Annotated in this window: 17 protein-coding genes and 1 pseudogene; 3 read left to right on the top strand and 15 right to left on the bottom strand. The window is 48.6% G+C overall.

The window, feature by feature from the left end; genetic code table 11:
* Window positions 1-248: 248 nt before the first annotated feature.
* From JCM2765_RS00085 to JCM2765_RS00055, 8 genes are all read right to left on the bottom strand, one after another.
* Complete coding sequence (locus JCM2765_RS00085) at window positions 249-1,439, bottom strand: SAM-dependent methyltransferase (RefSeq protein WP_054732265.1); 1,191 nt, start codon at window positions 1,437-1,439, stop codon at window positions 249-251.
* A gap of 503 nt (window positions 1,440-1,942) precedes the next feature.
* On the bottom strand, window positions 1,943-2,110 hold the full coding sequence (locus tag JCM2765_RS16945) for a hypothetical protein (RefSeq protein ID WP_156301620.1): 168 nt from the start codon (window positions 2,108-2,110) through the stop codon (window positions 1,943-1,945).
* Window positions 2,111-2,208: 98 nt separating this feature from the next.
* The gene (locus JCM2765_RS00080; RefSeq protein ID WP_156301619.1) at window positions 2,209-2,826 is read right to left on the bottom strand and encodes a matrixin family metalloprotease; all 618 of its coding nucleotides are present in this window, start codon (window positions 2,824-2,826) and stop codon (window positions 2,209-2,211) included.
* A gap of 121 nt (window positions 2,827-2,947) precedes the next feature.
* Window positions 2,948-3,268, bottom strand: a complete 321-nt coding sequence (locus tag JCM2765_RS00075) for a carboxymuconolactone decarboxylase family protein (protein WP_054732261.1) — start codon at window positions 3,266-3,268, stop codon at window positions 2,948-2,950.
* Entirely contained in the window at window positions 3,268-3,687 is a 420-nt protein-coding gene (locus tag JCM2765_RS00070) for a cupin domain-containing protein (protein ID WP_054732258.1), read from the bottom strand. Before JCM2765_RS00070 ends, JCM2765_RS00075 begins: the two co-directional genes overlap by 1 nt.
* A gap of 14 nt (window positions 3,688-3,701) precedes the next feature.
* Complete coding sequence (locus JCM2765_RS00065; RefSeq protein ID WP_054732255.1) at window positions 3,702-4,445, bottom strand: SDR family oxidoreductase; 744 nt, start codon at window positions 4,443-4,445, stop codon at window positions 3,702-3,704.
* Window positions 4,446-4,461: 16 nt separating this feature from the next.
* Window positions 4,462-4,989 carry a flavodoxin gene (locus JCM2765_RS00060; protein WP_054732254.1) on the bottom strand — a complete coding sequence of 176 codons (528 nt, stop codon included), beginning with the start codon at window positions 4,987-4,989 and terminating at the stop codon, window positions 4,462-4,464.
* Window positions 4,990-5,115: 126 nt separating this feature from the next.
* Window positions 5,116-5,997, bottom strand: coding sequence for a LysR family transcriptional regulator (locus JCM2765_RS00055; protein WP_054732501.1), 882 nt, complete (start codon window positions 5,995-5,997; stop codon window positions 5,116-5,118).
* A 213-nt stretch (window positions 5,998-6,210) separates the two neighbouring features.
* Here JCM2765_RS00055 and JCM2765_RS00050 point away from each other — a divergent pair, with 213 nt between their 5' ends.
* Entirely contained in the window at window positions 6,211-6,426 is a 216-nt protein-coding gene (locus tag JCM2765_RS00050) for a hypothetical protein (RefSeq protein ID WP_225351895.1), read from the top strand.
* 46 nt (window positions 6,427-6,472) lie between these two features.
* Here JCM2765_RS00050 and JCM2765_RS00045 read toward each other — a convergent pair whose 3' ends face one another.
* From JCM2765_RS00045 to JCM2765_RS18545, 3 genes are read right to left on the bottom strand one after another with little or no spacing between them, the layout of a single operon-like run.
* Entirely contained in the window at window positions 6,473-7,552 is a 1,080-nt protein-coding gene (locus tag JCM2765_RS00045) for an acyltransferase family protein (RefSeq protein WP_225351894.1), read from the bottom strand.
* Window positions 7,553-8,737 (bottom strand): YfhO family protein, encoded by a 1,185-nt coding sequence (locus JCM2765_RS18550; protein WP_054732251.1) that lies wholly within the window; start codon window positions 8,735-8,737, stop codon window positions 7,553-7,555.
* Window positions 8,737-10,200, bottom strand: a complete 1,464-nt coding sequence (locus JCM2765_RS18545; protein ID WP_054732247.1) for a YfhO family protein — start codon at window positions 10,198-10,200, stop codon at window positions 8,737-8,739. Before JCM2765_RS18545 ends, JCM2765_RS18550 begins: the two co-directional genes overlap by 1 nt.
* 174 nt (window positions 10,201-10,374) lie before the next feature.
* On the opposite strand from JCM2765_RS18545, the gene JCM2765_RS00030 reads away from it, so the two are divergent.
* Window positions 10,375-11,061, top strand: coding sequence for a GTP pyrophosphokinase (locus JCM2765_RS00030; protein ID WP_054732244.1), 687 nt, complete (start codon window positions 10,375-10,377; stop codon window positions 11,059-11,061).
* Between the two features lie 33 nt (window positions 11,062-11,094).
* Here JCM2765_RS00030 and JCM2765_RS00025 read toward each other — a convergent pair whose 3' ends face one another.
* The gene (locus JCM2765_RS00025) at window positions 11,095-11,868 is read right to left on the bottom strand and encodes a glycosyltransferase family 8 protein (protein ID WP_054732241.1); all 774 of its coding nucleotides are present in this window, start codon (window positions 11,866-11,868) and stop codon (window positions 11,095-11,097) included.
* Between the two features lie 162 nt (window positions 11,869-12,030).
* On the opposite strand from JCM2765_RS00025, the gene JCM2765_RS00020 reads away from it, so the two are divergent.
* A complete protein-coding gene (locus JCM2765_RS00020) occupies window positions 12,031-12,852 on the top strand; it encodes an N-acyl homoserine lactonase family protein (RefSeq protein ID WP_054732238.1) in 822 nt (273 codons plus the stop codon).
* 32 nt (window positions 12,853-12,884) lie between these two features.
* On the opposite strand, the gene JCM2765_RS00015 is transcribed toward JCM2765_RS00020, so the two are convergent.
* The 3 genes and pseudogenes from JCM2765_RS00015 to JCM2765_RS00005 all read right to left on the bottom strand — a co-directional run bounded on the left by JCM2765_RS00015 (window position 12,885) and on the right by JCM2765_RS00005 (window position 14,869).
* Window positions 12,885-13,385, bottom strand: coding sequence for a TetR/AcrR family transcriptional regulator (locus JCM2765_RS00015; RefSeq protein ID WP_162231374.1), 501 nt, complete (start codon window positions 13,383-13,385; stop codon window positions 12,885-12,887).
* 96 nt (window positions 13,386-13,481) lie between these two features.
* Window positions 13,482-13,948 (bottom strand): annotated as a pseudogene (locus tag JCM2765_RS00010) (Rrf2 family transcriptional regulator).
* Window positions 13,949-14,008: 60 nt separating this feature from the next.
* Window positions 14,009-14,869 carry an NAD(P)H-binding protein gene (locus tag JCM2765_RS00005; protein WP_054732232.1) on the bottom strand — a complete coding sequence of 287 codons (861 nt, stop codon included), beginning with the start codon at window positions 14,867-14,869 and terminating at the stop codon, window positions 14,009-14,011.
* Between the last annotated feature and the right edge of the window lie 299 nt (window positions 14,870-15,168).

Raw genomic sequence — 15,168 nt, 5'->3', positions numbered from 1 at the left:
TGTTATTTCCAGGGTTCCTGAAGTTGTAGAAACTTGTCAACCACGCGCTTTCTGGCCACCGCGCCGAATGGTGCTGCGCGAGACTGAGAGCTGCATGTAGGGGCACTTCGATAAAACCGCCAGGCCCGGGCGCTTTCACCGAAGTGCCCCTACACACCACTCTCAACCCGTCTCGCTCCGCACACTTACGCTGGACACAAACGACAGCACAAAAAAATCGCCCTCAATCGGAGAGCGATTCATAATACTTAAGCTTTAACCTTATCTTCTTCGTAAACGTAATCCCGCGTCATTGGTAAACCAGTACCACTTGGTGCTTTAACCAATGAGTATTGAATAACGTCAATGTTGCCGGCCTCAAATGAAGCGGCGCAAGCTTGCAGGTAAAGTGACCACATGCGGTCAAATTCCTTGCCGTACTTGGCAATCACTTGTTCACGGACAGTTTCGTAGTTGGCATACCACATTTCCAACGTCTTTTGGTAGTGACGACGGAGTGGTTCGATGTCAGAGAACTGTAACTTAGCATCCATGATGTGCTTCAAGTTTTCGGAAACGTTAGGAATGTAGCCACCTGGGAAGATATATTTGATAATAAATGGATCCACCCCAGCGCCTTCGTGTTGGCCAGTGATCCCGTGAATTAACGCGCGACCTTCTGGTACCAAGAAGTCGGCCACTTTTTGGAAGTATAACCCAAGGTTTTCCTTCCCAACGTGTTCGAACATCCCAACGGAAGTGACGTAATCAAATTGATCGTTCACTTCACGGTAGTCTTCGAGTAAGACGTCAACCTTACCTTCAAGGTGGCGTTCCTTAATTTGTTGTTTCGTGTAATCGTATTGTTCTTGACTCAACGTTACCCCGGTAGCGTTCAAGCCGTATTCTTCAGCGGCGATGAACAACAGAGTACCCCAGCCACTCCCAATATCCAACAACCGCTTGCCGGATTCTGGGTGCAACTTGTTCAAGATGTGGTGAACCTTGTTCAATTGGGCTTGTTCCAACGTATCGTCATCGTGTTCAAAGTAGGCACATGAGTAAGTCATCGTATCATCAAGCCACATTTCGTAGAAGTCGTTACCGATATCGTAATGGCTTTGGATGTCTTTTTGGCTAGATTTTTCAGAGTGAGACATCTTTGGCAAGTGCTTCAAGAATGAGTTTTGCTTCAAGAAACTCCCTGCTTGACGATAGGCCGACGCAACGAGTTCTTGAATTGAACCGTCAATTTCAATGTCGCCTTTCATGTAAGCTTCGCCTAAAATTAAGGTTGGCTTATCCGTCATTTCTTTCAACGGAATTTCCTTGTTGATCTTGATTTGAACAACCGGTTCGCCTTCACCATAAGCTTCTAGCTTACCATCCCAATAGGTTACTGTAACGGGAATGTCAAATGCCCGACTCAGTAATTGCCGATAAACCGTTTTTTCTAACACCACTTCTGCCTTCTCTCATTCCAATTTCCTAATTAACGTAAAACGTTTACTGAACAGTGTCAACTTAGCCGACACTGTTAGCTAACTAACTGATTACAATACAAGCATATCGGTGATTTGTCAATCAACATCACTTGGTTTTTTGTTCATTGAAAACGGTTGAGTTACTGTTGTGACAACGTGCGGAACGATGGTCGAAAAGCGCGTGGTTGGTAATTTTCTGTTGTTTTAAGAATCTTGAAAATAACTGTTTAAGTGACGTTAAATTTACGCGTTTCCTCTACCGTTACGTACAACTATCATCAACAAAAAAAGAACCGCCGATATGATCGACAGTTCTTTCAAATTCAATTTTTTTATGCTTGGTTCGTTGCTGTCCTCGAGCCGAAACGTGCTCCACGAAACTGAGAGCTATGTGTAAGGGTAACCCGGTAAAACCCCAGGCCCGGGGCTTTCACCGGATTACCCTTACACGCCGCTCTCAAACCGTTTCGTTCCGCACTCTAGCGCAAATTAATTAACACATCCACCCTACCCTGATTGCGCGAACTGTTAACTTTCAGTTCTTGCTGAGCATTAGTGGTTGCTTGCTTACCCTTCTTGATTAAATTTTGAATCAATTTTTGGCCAAAGCCGTTGCTTAATCCGGTAATCATCCACGTTCTTTTCACGTGCCCAGCTCCCTTCAAGCGGTCATAAGTTGAGAAATATGATACGCCGAATTATAGAATTGTCAATTACTTATCTCAAAATAATCAGCAAACTCAACCTAATTTGCGTAAGCGCGTTGAATGCCACGAATATCCGCAACCGTAATCGTGCGGTCCCTAGTCACGTAGTACATCACACTTTGCTGAAATGGCGCATGTTGTAGGCCTAATGTGTGACCAAATTCATGCTCTGCAACGTGAATCCGTTGTAGTCGCGTGTAGCGTAAGGCCTTCGTTGTATCTCGATATAACGTAGCGGTCGCCGTTGCGAGTACGTTGAGATTGGCTAGCTTCGTCCGACTATAATGCCGCGAAGTCGTCATCCCCACGATGCTTGGGGCAACGTGCGCCGGTTGCTTCTTCGTCTGAACCGTAATATCCGCTGATTTCGCCTTTGTTTCAACCAAGTTAATTAAACTCACCCGACTCCAATGTCTCGCCGCTGAACGCCAAATTTGACGGTAATATGCCGACATCGGGGCTAACCGGTACGTGATCGTCGTTTGCTGCCAACGTTGCGTTGCTGGCGTCCAAACCGGCCCTACAGCTAAAGGCGCGCGGTCGGTTGTCCGATCTGCTGACTGAAACTGCGACCACTGCGTCATCCGTGGTAGCTGCCCTCGAGCAAACTCTGTTCGGGTAACCAACTTAGCCCGACTCGATAGCGGCTCAGTCACTAATCCCCCAACATGCCCAACAGCAATAACCCTTGTTTGAGTAAATTCATGATGTTGCTCCTTTTCAATTGTGTTGTCGATGACACAACCGTTAAGTACGCAACTCAATTGTTCGGTGATTTTAATCAGTAAAAATTTCTTTAGCGATGCCAAATGCCGACCACGCCTTTGGCCAACCGGTATAGAAGGCAAGTTGGGTGATCAATTCCACCATTTCACCCTTCGTCACGCCGTTTTCCTTAGCCATCTTCATGTGGGCTTCTAGTTGTGGAAAGAGGCCCTGCGCCATGAGTGCTGAACAGGTGATCAGGCTCCGATCACGCGCTGACATCTGCTTTTCACGCGCCCAGACTTCTCCGAATAACACATCATCGTTTAAAGCCGCGAACTTAGGCGCAAATTCGCCCAAGTTATCGCGTCCTGCAGTTTGTTTTTTCACCATTACTTCGACTCCTTTTCAACGGCAGCGTACTGGTCGTCACTAACGGCTTCCAACCACTCTGGCGTGCCAGCAGTGATGGCAATGTGTGAGAACCAGCTATCCTTAGTTGCGCCGTGCCAGTGTTTAACGCCATCGTGAGTCACCACAACGTCACCAGGTACGAGGTGGCGCGCTGGTTGGCCGTCTTCTTGATACCAACCTTCACCGCCAGTCACTAATAAAATTTGAAACCCATCGTGATGAATGTGCCAGTTGTTGCGACAACCAGGTTCAAAAGTTACATTTCCGACACCAACGTTAACGGCTGGATCGTTCACTAAGCCCTGTAAGTAACTTTGACCCACAAAGTATTTGGCGTAGGCATCGTTCTTGGGACCCATTTCAAAGATACCGTGTTGTACTTGTTCGTTTTTAGTCATATTAAGCAGCCTCCTTAGGCTTGACGAGTTGGGTAAATTGTAAATTCATTGACGTTCACATCCGCTGGTTGATCGATAGCGAAGTTCACGACCCGCGCAATCGCATCCGGTGTAATGCCAACGGCATCGTAAAGCTGGTTCATGCCAGCCAAAGCGTCCTGATCCGTAATGGTACTCAACAATTCCGTGTTAATGGCGGCTGGGTACAACGTTGCGGTTCGGATGTTGGTGCCTTCCTGCGCACTTTCGGTCCGAATGACTTCCATTAAATTGCGAACCGCAAACTTGGTGGCACCGTAAACACCAGACCCCGGGAAGCTCTTGATCCCCGCAACGGATGAGGTCGTGATGATTTGACCGGATTTTTGACTGGTGAAATCTGGCATTACCGCTGCAACGCCGTTTAACACACCCTTCAAGTTAATATCAATCATGGCGTCCCATTCATCCGTGTGTAACGCGCTGATTGGTGAGGTTGGCATGATGCCAGCGTTGTTGAAAATCACATCGATACCACCGAAAGTCGCCTTCGCTTTAGCAACCAACGCCTGGACATCAGCCATCTTCGTTACATCAGTTACTTGGTAGGTCGCCTCGCCACCGGCAGCCTGAATGGCATCCACAATGGCCTGTAACTTGGCCTCACGCCGCGCGCCCAACACAACTTTGGCGCCATTCGCGGCCAACAATTTGGCGCTCGCTTCGCCGATTCCTGAAGAGGCCCCGGTAATTACAACTACTTTATTTTGAACTGTCATTTAATTAATCTCCTTTTTAATTCGTACTGACTTCAATCTGCCTTAACCAGTAGGTCACCGCGCGCTCCGATCGTGTCACCCGAGAACCCCGAATGGGTAGTCCAGTTCGGACCTTGGCATCCGGACAACATTGCTGAATCAACGCAACGCTATTCCCCAAGCCGCCACCTTCATGGGTGCAAAACGGTAAGATCTCACACCCCGCAAACGACCATTGTTTTAAAAATGCCGTCACAACCGGTGGCAACGTGCCGTTCCAGTTGGGATACCCCAGAAAAATTCGGGTTGCCGTCTCAAACTCAGCCGGTGAAGTTGACAGCTGAAACGCCGGCAACTGATTTCGTTGCTGTTCAACTTTAACTCGCGCCACCGTTGCCGCATAGTTAATCGGATACGGCTCTCGCGGCACCAACTGAACTAACGGACAGGCTAAGCGCTCCGCTAACGTCCGCGCCACCCATTCGGTATTGCCGACCGTCAACGACTGAAGTTGCCCATTAACGAGATTTTCACCCCGATGTGAAAAGTAAACCACGACCGCCACGCGATCACCTCCGTTCTGGTTAAGTTAACAAGATTCAGTTTAAGGCCGACATTGGCATTCGTCTAATACCTAAAAAAACGGGATTCATGCCTGATAAGCATGAATCCCGTTTCGTTCAACTTTTAGTTAAGCAAAGGCTTCCCGGAAGTAGCGAATGAACTCCCCAACTACCGGCGTCAGCATCCGTTCCCGGCGCCAAACCAATACACAACTGGTCTGAATCGCAGGCTTTAACGGCACAAACGTCACATCGCTAGGTTGACGGCCACTCACTGCCCCTTCAATACTAACGGCAGCGCCAACTTGATGTTCCACCAGTGGAATGACGTTAAAACTCAGATTAAAGTTACCAATCACGTTTAACTGATCCAGTGTTACACCAGCCCAATCAGCTAAGAGCTGTTGCACTTCAGGCCGCCCCGAAATCATCAAGGGCATGCCGGGCAAGTCAGCGGGTTCAATGTCGGCCTTCCGGGCAGCAAAGCTTTCGTTGCTAACCAGCAACCCCCAACGTTCCGTTCTAGGCAACGTTAACGTATGGTATTTTTCCGTGTTGACCGGCTCCAATAAAATGGCGACATCCAGCAGCCCCTTCTCCAGTCGTTCCTTAATAATGTCGCTGGTGCCACTAAAAATCTCAAAGGTCACCTGCGGATAGTCACTTACAAAATCCTCCAGCATCATCGCCAACGTGTCGGAGTTATCGGCCTCCACACAGCCGATCGCGATGTGGCCGCTGAAAAGCTGTTGCCGGCGGTCGTTAAATTCCTGAGTGGTTTGCTGGGTCAGCGACAAAATTTCAGCCGCCCGACTCTTCAAAAACAACCCCGCTTCCGTCAACGCTAACTGGTTATGGTCACGGGTAAATAACGTTGTGCCAAGCTCGCGTTCCAGTGACTTTAACTGGCGACTGAGCGTTGGCTGGGTAATGTGTAATTGGGCCGCAGCCTGGGTAATGTTTTCCGTTTCCGCAATCGTATAAAAGTAGTGTAATAACCGAAGTTCCATCGTTGCGCCCCTTTCTAAAACTCGTTGAAGTGTCTTTACTGGTATTTTAACGTCGAAGCCCTTAAACTTGGAAAACAGACTCCAAAATAAAGGATCGTGATCTACAATGGTCATGCGTGACCTCAATATGGGGACCAAGGCCGGTCTTGCCGTTATCTCAGACAAATGGTCTGCCCTCATTTTACTCAATCTAACCGGCGACTATCAAGGTTTATGACCCTGCGTGAAAGTGTGCGCGGCATCGGCACCTTTAAGCTACTGATCAAACTCGCCACCTTAACGCGTCTCGGACTGGTCGCCGATACCAGCGACTACCAGTACAAACTCACGTTGGATGGGCAGTACTTTCAACAAGTACTCCTGAATCTAGATGGTTGGGGCGACCGCCAGCTCCGGCAAACGACCCGATTATCACTCACCAACCACTAAAACGACTTCCTGGCAACTTGCCAAGAAGCCGTTTTTTAGTCTCGCTTTAGCCAATCATTAACTTTGCGTTGACCGGCCTGAACCGGTGCCACTTCGGTAACAGCCACTGAATCGCTAACGCAATGAGTAACGGCCCGCCAACCGCGATAATCAACCGGAGAACCGGATGATTGACGATGCCAACCAGCAGACAGACATCTAAGAACAACTTATGCCCATACATAATTGCCAACGTGTGGCGGCCGATAACGGTCAACCAACCATGTAACGGCATCAACGAGGTGAGGTAGGCAAGCACCATCACCGCCAATGTCAGCAATACCGGTACCACCGCTAAAGTCAACGCTGCGGGTAATGAGCTTTGAATCAGGTGGGATTTTAACGAAAAGTGGAACGTAAAGCCCCCCATAAAATGCCACCAGATCAACATCGCCGAACTGGTTAAAATGCCGATGATGGCTGCCGGATGCGTAATCCAATTAAGGTGTGCATGAAACAGCAGATAACCAATCATCGTGTAAAATGCCGTGACCAGCACCGTATCCAGACTCCAAGGCATCATCGCAAACCCGTTAATGTGCATCCAGGTCACCTGCTGATAGCTCGTGCCCAGCAGTAAGCCGGCTAACGCAACTGCGAACTGCAGCAGCGGTTGGCGAACAATCGTGATCACCGCCGTCACCACAACGATCGTGATCAGGTAAGCGTTAATGAACCAAAAGGTACTAGTGTAAAAGTTTAGCGTGCGACCACCATAAATCAGGTCCATCAAGTGTTGCGTCCAAAACAGGACCGTTTGATGGTGGAGCACCACGTAGGCGCTGATCAGTAGGAATCCCATCACCACGTACAGCAACAATTCGCCCTGCAGTCGCCGGCGCCAGAATCGACGCCAGTCTACTAAATGAGGCAGTGGTTTTAAAAAAATCCCACCGATAATGAAGAACAGCGGCATGTGCCACCAATAAACGAAGTGGGCCGTTATACTGCCACTTAGCAGATGACCCAGCACCACCGCGATGATACCGTAAGCTTTCGCAATGTCTAGCCAATCGATTCGTTGCGCGTGATGTCGTTGGCGCACCGCTGTCCGCGTCTCACCGCCCGTCATTTTTTCAGCCGTCATTTAAGCCACCTCATCCGTTCGCTGTTGCCGACGACGTCGTAGCCAGTCGTAACCACCAAAACTTAGCAATCCAATAACTGACAGTCCTGCGCCCAACGCTAATCCCGGCACGTGGTACTGCAACGTCACGTGATTCGTCTTCTGGGTCAATGGTACCGCCGTAAAGTTGCCCAGTACCTGACGCGTCTGAACCGCTTTGCCGTTAACCGTTGCTGCCCAACCTTTATCGTACGGAATCGCCGTGTATAGCCAGTTGTTCGTCGCCGATGTTTTGGTAACTGTGCCACTGACCTGGTTCCCGCTGATTGTTGGCTTGAAGGCTTGTTGTTGCCGCCCTTGGGTAAGTGCTTGGAGCTTGGCGGCATCCAAACTCAATAGATGAATTTTATGCGTTGATGCCTGAGTTGGGGCAGAGATGCCAATCACCACGTGCGCGCCCTTGGCGTAGTTACCCAAACGAATCAGATCGTGGTTATTCTTCGTGACCATGCTCTTGATTGCCTGCCCATTAACGGTAATGGTTGCGGTTGAAATTCGTTTGTCAGCCGCTTCCAAATACAACGGTCCACTCGTTTGCGTCGTCACCCGCAACTGGTACCGGTGACGACCAGAAGCAGTCAAAGCTGCCGCCTGGTGAGTTGCCGTTACCGTAGCGGGTTGTAAATACCGCCCGTTGATTGGCTGAATGCGTTGCAAAATCGTCTCCAAGTTCGTAAAAATCGCAAACCGTTGTAGCTTAAATTGAACGAATCGGCTGTTGACTGGAAAGCCCATGCCGAGGTAGTACGGATTCGACTTCGCGCCCGTTTGTGAATTAACGGACGTCTTAACGCCCAACAGCAGTTCCGAAATCGCCGTCACACCTTGGTTACTGATTCGACGAGCATTCTTGCTGTATAGACCCAGTGCCATCAGTGCTTCCCGGGTTTGTTCGTTCATGGTTGAATCATACTGTTTAATGCCATTGAAGTTATAGATTTGGGCATCGTTGTAGCCCATATAGCCAGTCTTGGCATACGTTTGTGCCAACGATGGTCCCGCATAGTTCACACGGTACAATTGCCGTTGTGACGTTTGTGGCGTAATCAATTTTGTCTGTTGTGCCACATCCGTCTGATAACCACTCTGACTCGCCAGCGGTGCTGACCGGAGGGTGTCGGCAAAGTTAAGCGACACTTCACCCATCACGCAGCCGTTAACGCCAGTGTCATGAGTTGGTGACGTTGGAACGTGGTGAAGATAATCGCGGCATCCACCCCAATAATCAGCAGATTTAAGAGTAAGATCTTCGCTGAATTGGGTTGTAGTTGATGGTATTGGTGGGTCAAGACTGCTAGTGCAACGCTGTGCTTAGCAAACCGTAAGTAACCGAACCCAGCAACTAGCAACCCCATCAAACTCGCTGGAATGGCTAATTTTTGCCACCGTTTTAACTGCTGTGGTTGCGCTAACCAAGCTTCATAGGCAATCATTACTGCCATAAAGCTGACCAAAAAGGCGTAGCGGAACGGTGAGCCGGCAGGTTGGTGGAACATGTGCCAAGCTGTATTTAGTGGTTGAACAAACATGCTGATGAGTAAAATACCGAAAACTGCCGCTGCACCCAATTTTTGGCGCTGAGTAATCTTTGAATTAACGAAGTAACTCATGACTAACAAGGTCACAACCAACGTTGCGTAAAGTGCTGGTGCGTGAATCAGTCGGTTCGTGTAGTTCTCGCCGCCGAGGCCGAGTTGGGCCAAAATTTCTGGCCCATACATCGGTTGAATCGCAAACTCGTTGGTATTGGTCGATAACTTCGACGTCAGCAACATCCCCAGTCCCGTTGGTATGAGGACGATCATGCTGGTTAAAACACTGCAGGCCTCAGTGACTAAGAACGTCAGCAGCATTCTGCCAGTTGCCACGGTTGGATTGGGACGCGTCAAAAAGACGTAGCCGAAGTAGATGACCGTAAAGAGCCCCGTCATGTAACCGACATAGTAGTTCGACAGAATCGTTAACGTTAGCCAAACAAACAGGCCAAGTGACCGCTGACCATCCCGAACCCGGTCAATGCTGGCCGCAATCAATGGGAGATAGATCAAACCATCAAGCCACATGATGTTCACAAAATCGGCGGTGACAAAACCGCATAGCGCGTAAGCAATCGCAAACGCGACAATTCCCCACCGCATCTGGTGCGTGTGTCGCGCTAAATAGTAGCTCATGGCTGCCGCACTAGCGCTAATTTTAAGCATCAAAATTAGCGTAATGGCCATTGGTAACTGACCGACCGAAAATAAGCCAACTAACAGGTTAAACGGACTCAACAGGTAGTACGCCACCATCGGGACAAGGTTTTCCCCAACCCCAAATGAAAAACTATACGTTGCGAACTGCCCCGTTGTAATGACATGCCGAAAGTACGTTAAAAATTGAAGGTACTGCGCCGACATATCACCAATCAATAGGTTGCGTGAACCAAATGGCGTCACATGATAGTAGCTAAAGACTAGTCCCAGCACAGCCAATGTGAGGACGCTAGCGACCCCCATTTTGACACCAAGCCGACTGAAGCTGAGTGCCGGGGCAAGGTCCCCGACCCCTGATTTAAAGCGGGTGCGTCGAAGCGTTGCCTCGTTCACCTCTGGTTTTAAAACACGCATAATGGTTCCCTTCTTCGTTGTTTTGATGGGCCTATCATAACGCGTGTTTTTCTGAGAAACTACTTGCTAAAAAGGTGAAGGTCCTGAGAATTTATCAGAATCGTCACTTGGTTGTCATTGCCGATACAGGTATGATAAGGGTATTAACTACCGTTTTAACTTGGAGGAACCCCTATGATTTTGCAACGCGATAACATTCCCAACCTCGACCAAATTTCTAGCCAGATGGGCGAACTGGTTGGGGCCGAAACTACCGAAGAATTTCGTAAATTCATCGCCTACTATCAGCAGTGTCAGGCTGGTGCCAACGAAATCGGCACCAAGTTAGATAACCTCGATTCTGAATACCAGATGCGCGATAACCATAACCCGATCCACCACATGGAAACGCGGATGAAGGCGCCCGCTAGTTTATTTAAAAAACTGGACAAAAAACAACTCCCCAAAACGTTCGATTCGATCCACGACCACATTCTAGATGTGGCTGGCATCCGCGTGATCACCAACTATCTGTCAGATATTGATACCGTGGCGGATGCGCTCACGAGTCAAAGCGACATTACCGTTTTGAAGCGCAAGGATTACATCAACCACCCCAAACCAAGTGGCTACCGGAGTTTACACCTCGTCGTTTCCGTGCCGGTCTTTCGGACGGACGGTCCCGTTGACACCCCGGTTGAGATTCAACTGCGAACTGTGGGCATGGATATGTGGGCCAGTTTGGAACACAAGTTGCGTTATAAAACCGACGTTGATCCTGATAAGGTCGTTAAATACGGCGATCAGTTACGTGGTTATGCGAAGGAATTAAATGGCATCGAAACGAATCTTCAGACAATTTTTAAAAAGTTACAGGACTAAAAAACGGTTGGGCGCTGGCCCAACCGTTTTTTACTACTGATTTGCGTGATAGATTGTTGCCAATGGGCCTTGATAGTTACTTTGCCACGGCTTTGGTTGGCGTTGATAATGCAGCACCTTAGTATGCGTTTTGACCCAATTTTCCGTAACGCCGGCCGCTTCATACTGCGCAAAATTGGGCACATCCAAGTTCCACAGTCGGTCATCAACTTCAACAACTTGGTCGCCATACAGGCCATTTAACACGTCTTGATCAACTAATGGTAACGCGTCATGCGTGGCCACGAACTGGTTGATAGCTTGAACGTCCACTAACTGCCGCAAACGATCCAAATCAATCAGGAGGACCCCAGTGTTGAAATACGGTTGCGCTAACCCTAACCGTTCCCGGCTATTCTGGTCGCCTTGGTGCGCAACGGCTGCGAAAGTTTTGCCGGCTAGTGGTAATTGCCAGAGGTCAGCCACTGCATTTAAAATCAACGTATCGGGGTCGAGGTAGAGCACGCGATGGACTGATTTCGGTAAAATCTCACCGCACAACAACCGGTAATAAGTTTCGACCGGATACTGGTCGGTTACTGGTACGTCGCCCAAACTGGCCGCATCGGCTTGAATCGCTTGGAACTTGAAACCAAGTTGGGTGGTGATAAAACTTGCTAAAGCCGCTAAAACATCAGCGGAGAGTTGGCGATGGATCAACCAAACCTTAACCGGAGTGGTTTCGTGCCGTTTCAGTGATGTCAGCATCGTTTTCAATGGTGGGATGTATCGCTCGTCAACGGTGACGAGGAGGTTGATGGGAAGCATGTGGTCACGTCCTTTTTCAATTAACTTTATTATTTTTGTAGCTTAAGAGACAGTTCTCCCAATGAGTGTCTCTTAAGATACAGCCTGTTTCAAACTGCTTCTAGGCTAACGCTCTCAAGCCCGTTATGATTGGAACCATCAATTACAAAGAAGGTTTCCAAAATGACAGCTAAAATTACAATTCACGTCATGCATACTGGTCTCGTCAAAGTCGACCGGGCACTTCCCTTTCATGGCCTCTACCGTAACCCGCTTGCTTTTACTGGCCTTTTCAGAAGCGATAAAAACCAAGTCACCCTGCCCGTTTCTAGTTACCTCATCGAACATCCCAAGGGACTAATTCTCGTCGATACCGGTTGGCATAAACAGGTTCGTCAAAGTAATTGGGCGGAACTGGGCCCCCAAGTCCAAATCAATACGGGTTACTTGCCAACTGGTTGGGCCGTTGACGAACGACTCGCCGCACTCGGCTACAAGCCAGAAGATCTCGACTTAGTCTTACTCAGTCACCTTCACTGCGATCACGTGAGTGGCCTCAAGCACGTTGCCCAGGCCAAACAAATCCTAGTGTCACAACCGGAATGGCAGACCGCTAACCGGCTCCCACTAGTCTACCTGCCACATGAATGGCGGGGCGTTAACGTTGACACTTATCAGTACGAAGATTCCGGTATCGGACCCGTTGGTGAAAGTTATGATGTCTTCGGTGACGGCAGTGTCTTGCAAGTTCACACACCGGGGCACGCCACTGGCATGTCGGCGACTCTGATTCAAAATGACGCTGGCCACTATGTTCTCTTGGCCGCTGACGTTGGTTACGCTAATCGCTCTTGGGAAGAGATGCTCACACCGGGGATTTGTACGAGTCGAAAAGCCGCCATCACTAGTTTAGGTTGGGTACGCGAACAGGCCCACGACCCTAACTGCATCGAAGCGCTGGCTAATCACGATACAACAACGGATCCTCACATCATTACCCTATGATTGACCAGTTAATACCGATTTCACCAGTCCATTCATAAAGGTTGAGATTTGATCCGCACTTCCTCGCCGAAGTGCCAAGTGATTGCCGTATAAGCAGTAGAGGCGTAAATTTCTAATAGAAAATCCTGCGGTACTGGTTGCGATACCTCAGGTAATAATTGCGCTGCATGTCGCCGTAAACTAGCTAAATACCGCGCACTTAAATCGCCTTCCGGTTCATGGACTTTCAACAACGGTAAAATCATAAAAACGTCTTCCGATAACGCCGTGTAGAGTGCTAATAACCCACTATCAGCTAACGGATCCACCAATCGCGCATCCAGTAGTTCGTCAAAACGGGCTGCTTGCTGCTCAACTAATTCACTAAGAACCGCGTATTTATCTGGATAATGGTGATAAAACGTACTTCGCCCGACTAATCCTTCCTGACAAATATCATTAACCGTGATCTGATTAAACGATCGTCGATTCAAACAAGTTATCAGGGCCGCCTGAATATCACGTTGACTCTTGTATTTACGCATATCAGCCATGTCGATCACTCCCATTCTTTCCATAAGTCTAACCCAAAAACGACCCTCCGTCAGCGTAAAATCGCCAACGAAGAGTCGTTTTAATGATTCCCTTTGTTATTCTGTTTCTTGAGTCCGTCTCTGCGTGTCCATTTCCCACTTCGCCCGCCGTACTCGTAAATCGTCAACCAGTTGTGCCAACGTAATTTGGGCCATACTGCGTTCCGCATCCGCCTGAACCTTGGCGTAAGCCTCTTCTAACGTTCCTTGAATATTTGCACCAACCGGACAATCCATGTTGGTTTTATCATCAATGTGCAACAGGTTGTGATCTTCATCGATCGCATAGTAAACGTCTAACAGCGTGATGTCGGCTGGCGACTTGGCCAAACTGGGTTTAACCACCCCAGGCCGACTCGTTAACAATCCTGCCTTTACCAACGACGACATGAGCCGGCGCACCAGACTCGGATAGAGTTGATACTGAGCGCAATCGCGTTGCTGGAAAGGTCAAACTCGCCCTGACAAATTTCAATGTAGGCTAAGACGTGCACGGCATCGCTTAATTTATGAGAGTATTTCATATCAATTTACCTCGCTTAATCGTGCTTCCAGTTTAACGCATTGCGCTTGGTTTGTGGACACTAGTTTGCCTTTAACGCTTTAAGTGCAGTTTGAATCGGCGTTACTGGACGACCTAAAACAGTGGCTAACGTATCATCTGATTGGGCCAAATCCCCATTGTGAATCAGGGTTTGCATGCTGGTAATCACGGCAGCAGTTGTCGCATCCAAACCAGCAGCTTCCAATCCCTTTTGGTAATCAGCTTCACTGACCGAAGCAACGTCAAATGATTGGTCAGAAACGGCTTTTACTTGTTCAGCCAATTGCGCATAAGTGATGGCCGGGCCACCAAACTCATAGATGGCTTTAGGATCAGCCGTTGCTAAGACCCGAGCGGCAGCTTCAGCGTAATCCGCTTCTGGTGCCCAACCAACTTTACCTTCGCCAGCTGCGTAAGTGAATGGCTGACCCTTAAAGGCCCCCTGAATCACGCCGGCGTCGTTTTCCAAATACCAGTTGTTGCGTAAGAAGCTGTAGGCTAAGCCACTATCTTGAAGTGTCTTTTCGGTGTACTTGTGATCTTCGGATAATGGTGACTTAGCCGTATCAGCGTGTGGGTAACTGGTATAAGCAATGTAGCTGACACCGGCTGCTTTTGCGGCATCGATCACGTTTTGGTGTTGGGTTTGCCGAGAAACTTCACCGCCTGGAAGTGATGAAATGAACAAAAGCTTATCGACACCAGCTAAGGCTTGTTTGAAGCCTTCAACATCAGTGTAATCACCTTGTCGAACTGTCACGCCAGCCGGTACACTTGCTTGCGCTTTTTCAACGTTTCGCGCTAAGGCGATGATGTTGTTTGCTGGTACTAACCCTGCTAAAACTTTGAGTGCCACTGAACCAAATTTACCGGTAACTCCGGTTACTGCATATGTTGTCATATTTAAGGACCATCCTTGTTGTTATTTTTAAAGTAACTTGTGTTTTATAAAGTAACATCATTTTATTCGATTGTCAAGGATGCTTACGTTGATTCGACAAACACTAAAGTTGATTAACAGTCGATGTTTCGCCATCGTGACGGACAAGACGTCGATCTATTCTGAACGTTGACTTAATGTGCTTGAACGGGCGGTGACGCAATGCTGTAACGTTATCGTTTAACGTTTACTGAGATGTTCTCGATTGTCAACGTGCGACAGTTCGGCCCTTCATGATAAATTTTCGGGAGCGCGGTAAT

The organism is Secundilactobacillus similis DSM 23365 = JCM 2765 (assembly GCF_001311075.1).
GTDB lineage: Bacteria > Bacillota > Bacilli > Lactobacillales > Lactobacillaceae > Secundilactobacillus > Secundilactobacillus similis.
Note: the sequence above shows the minus strand (reverse complement) of the source record. Positions and strands in the feature narration are given on the sequence as shown.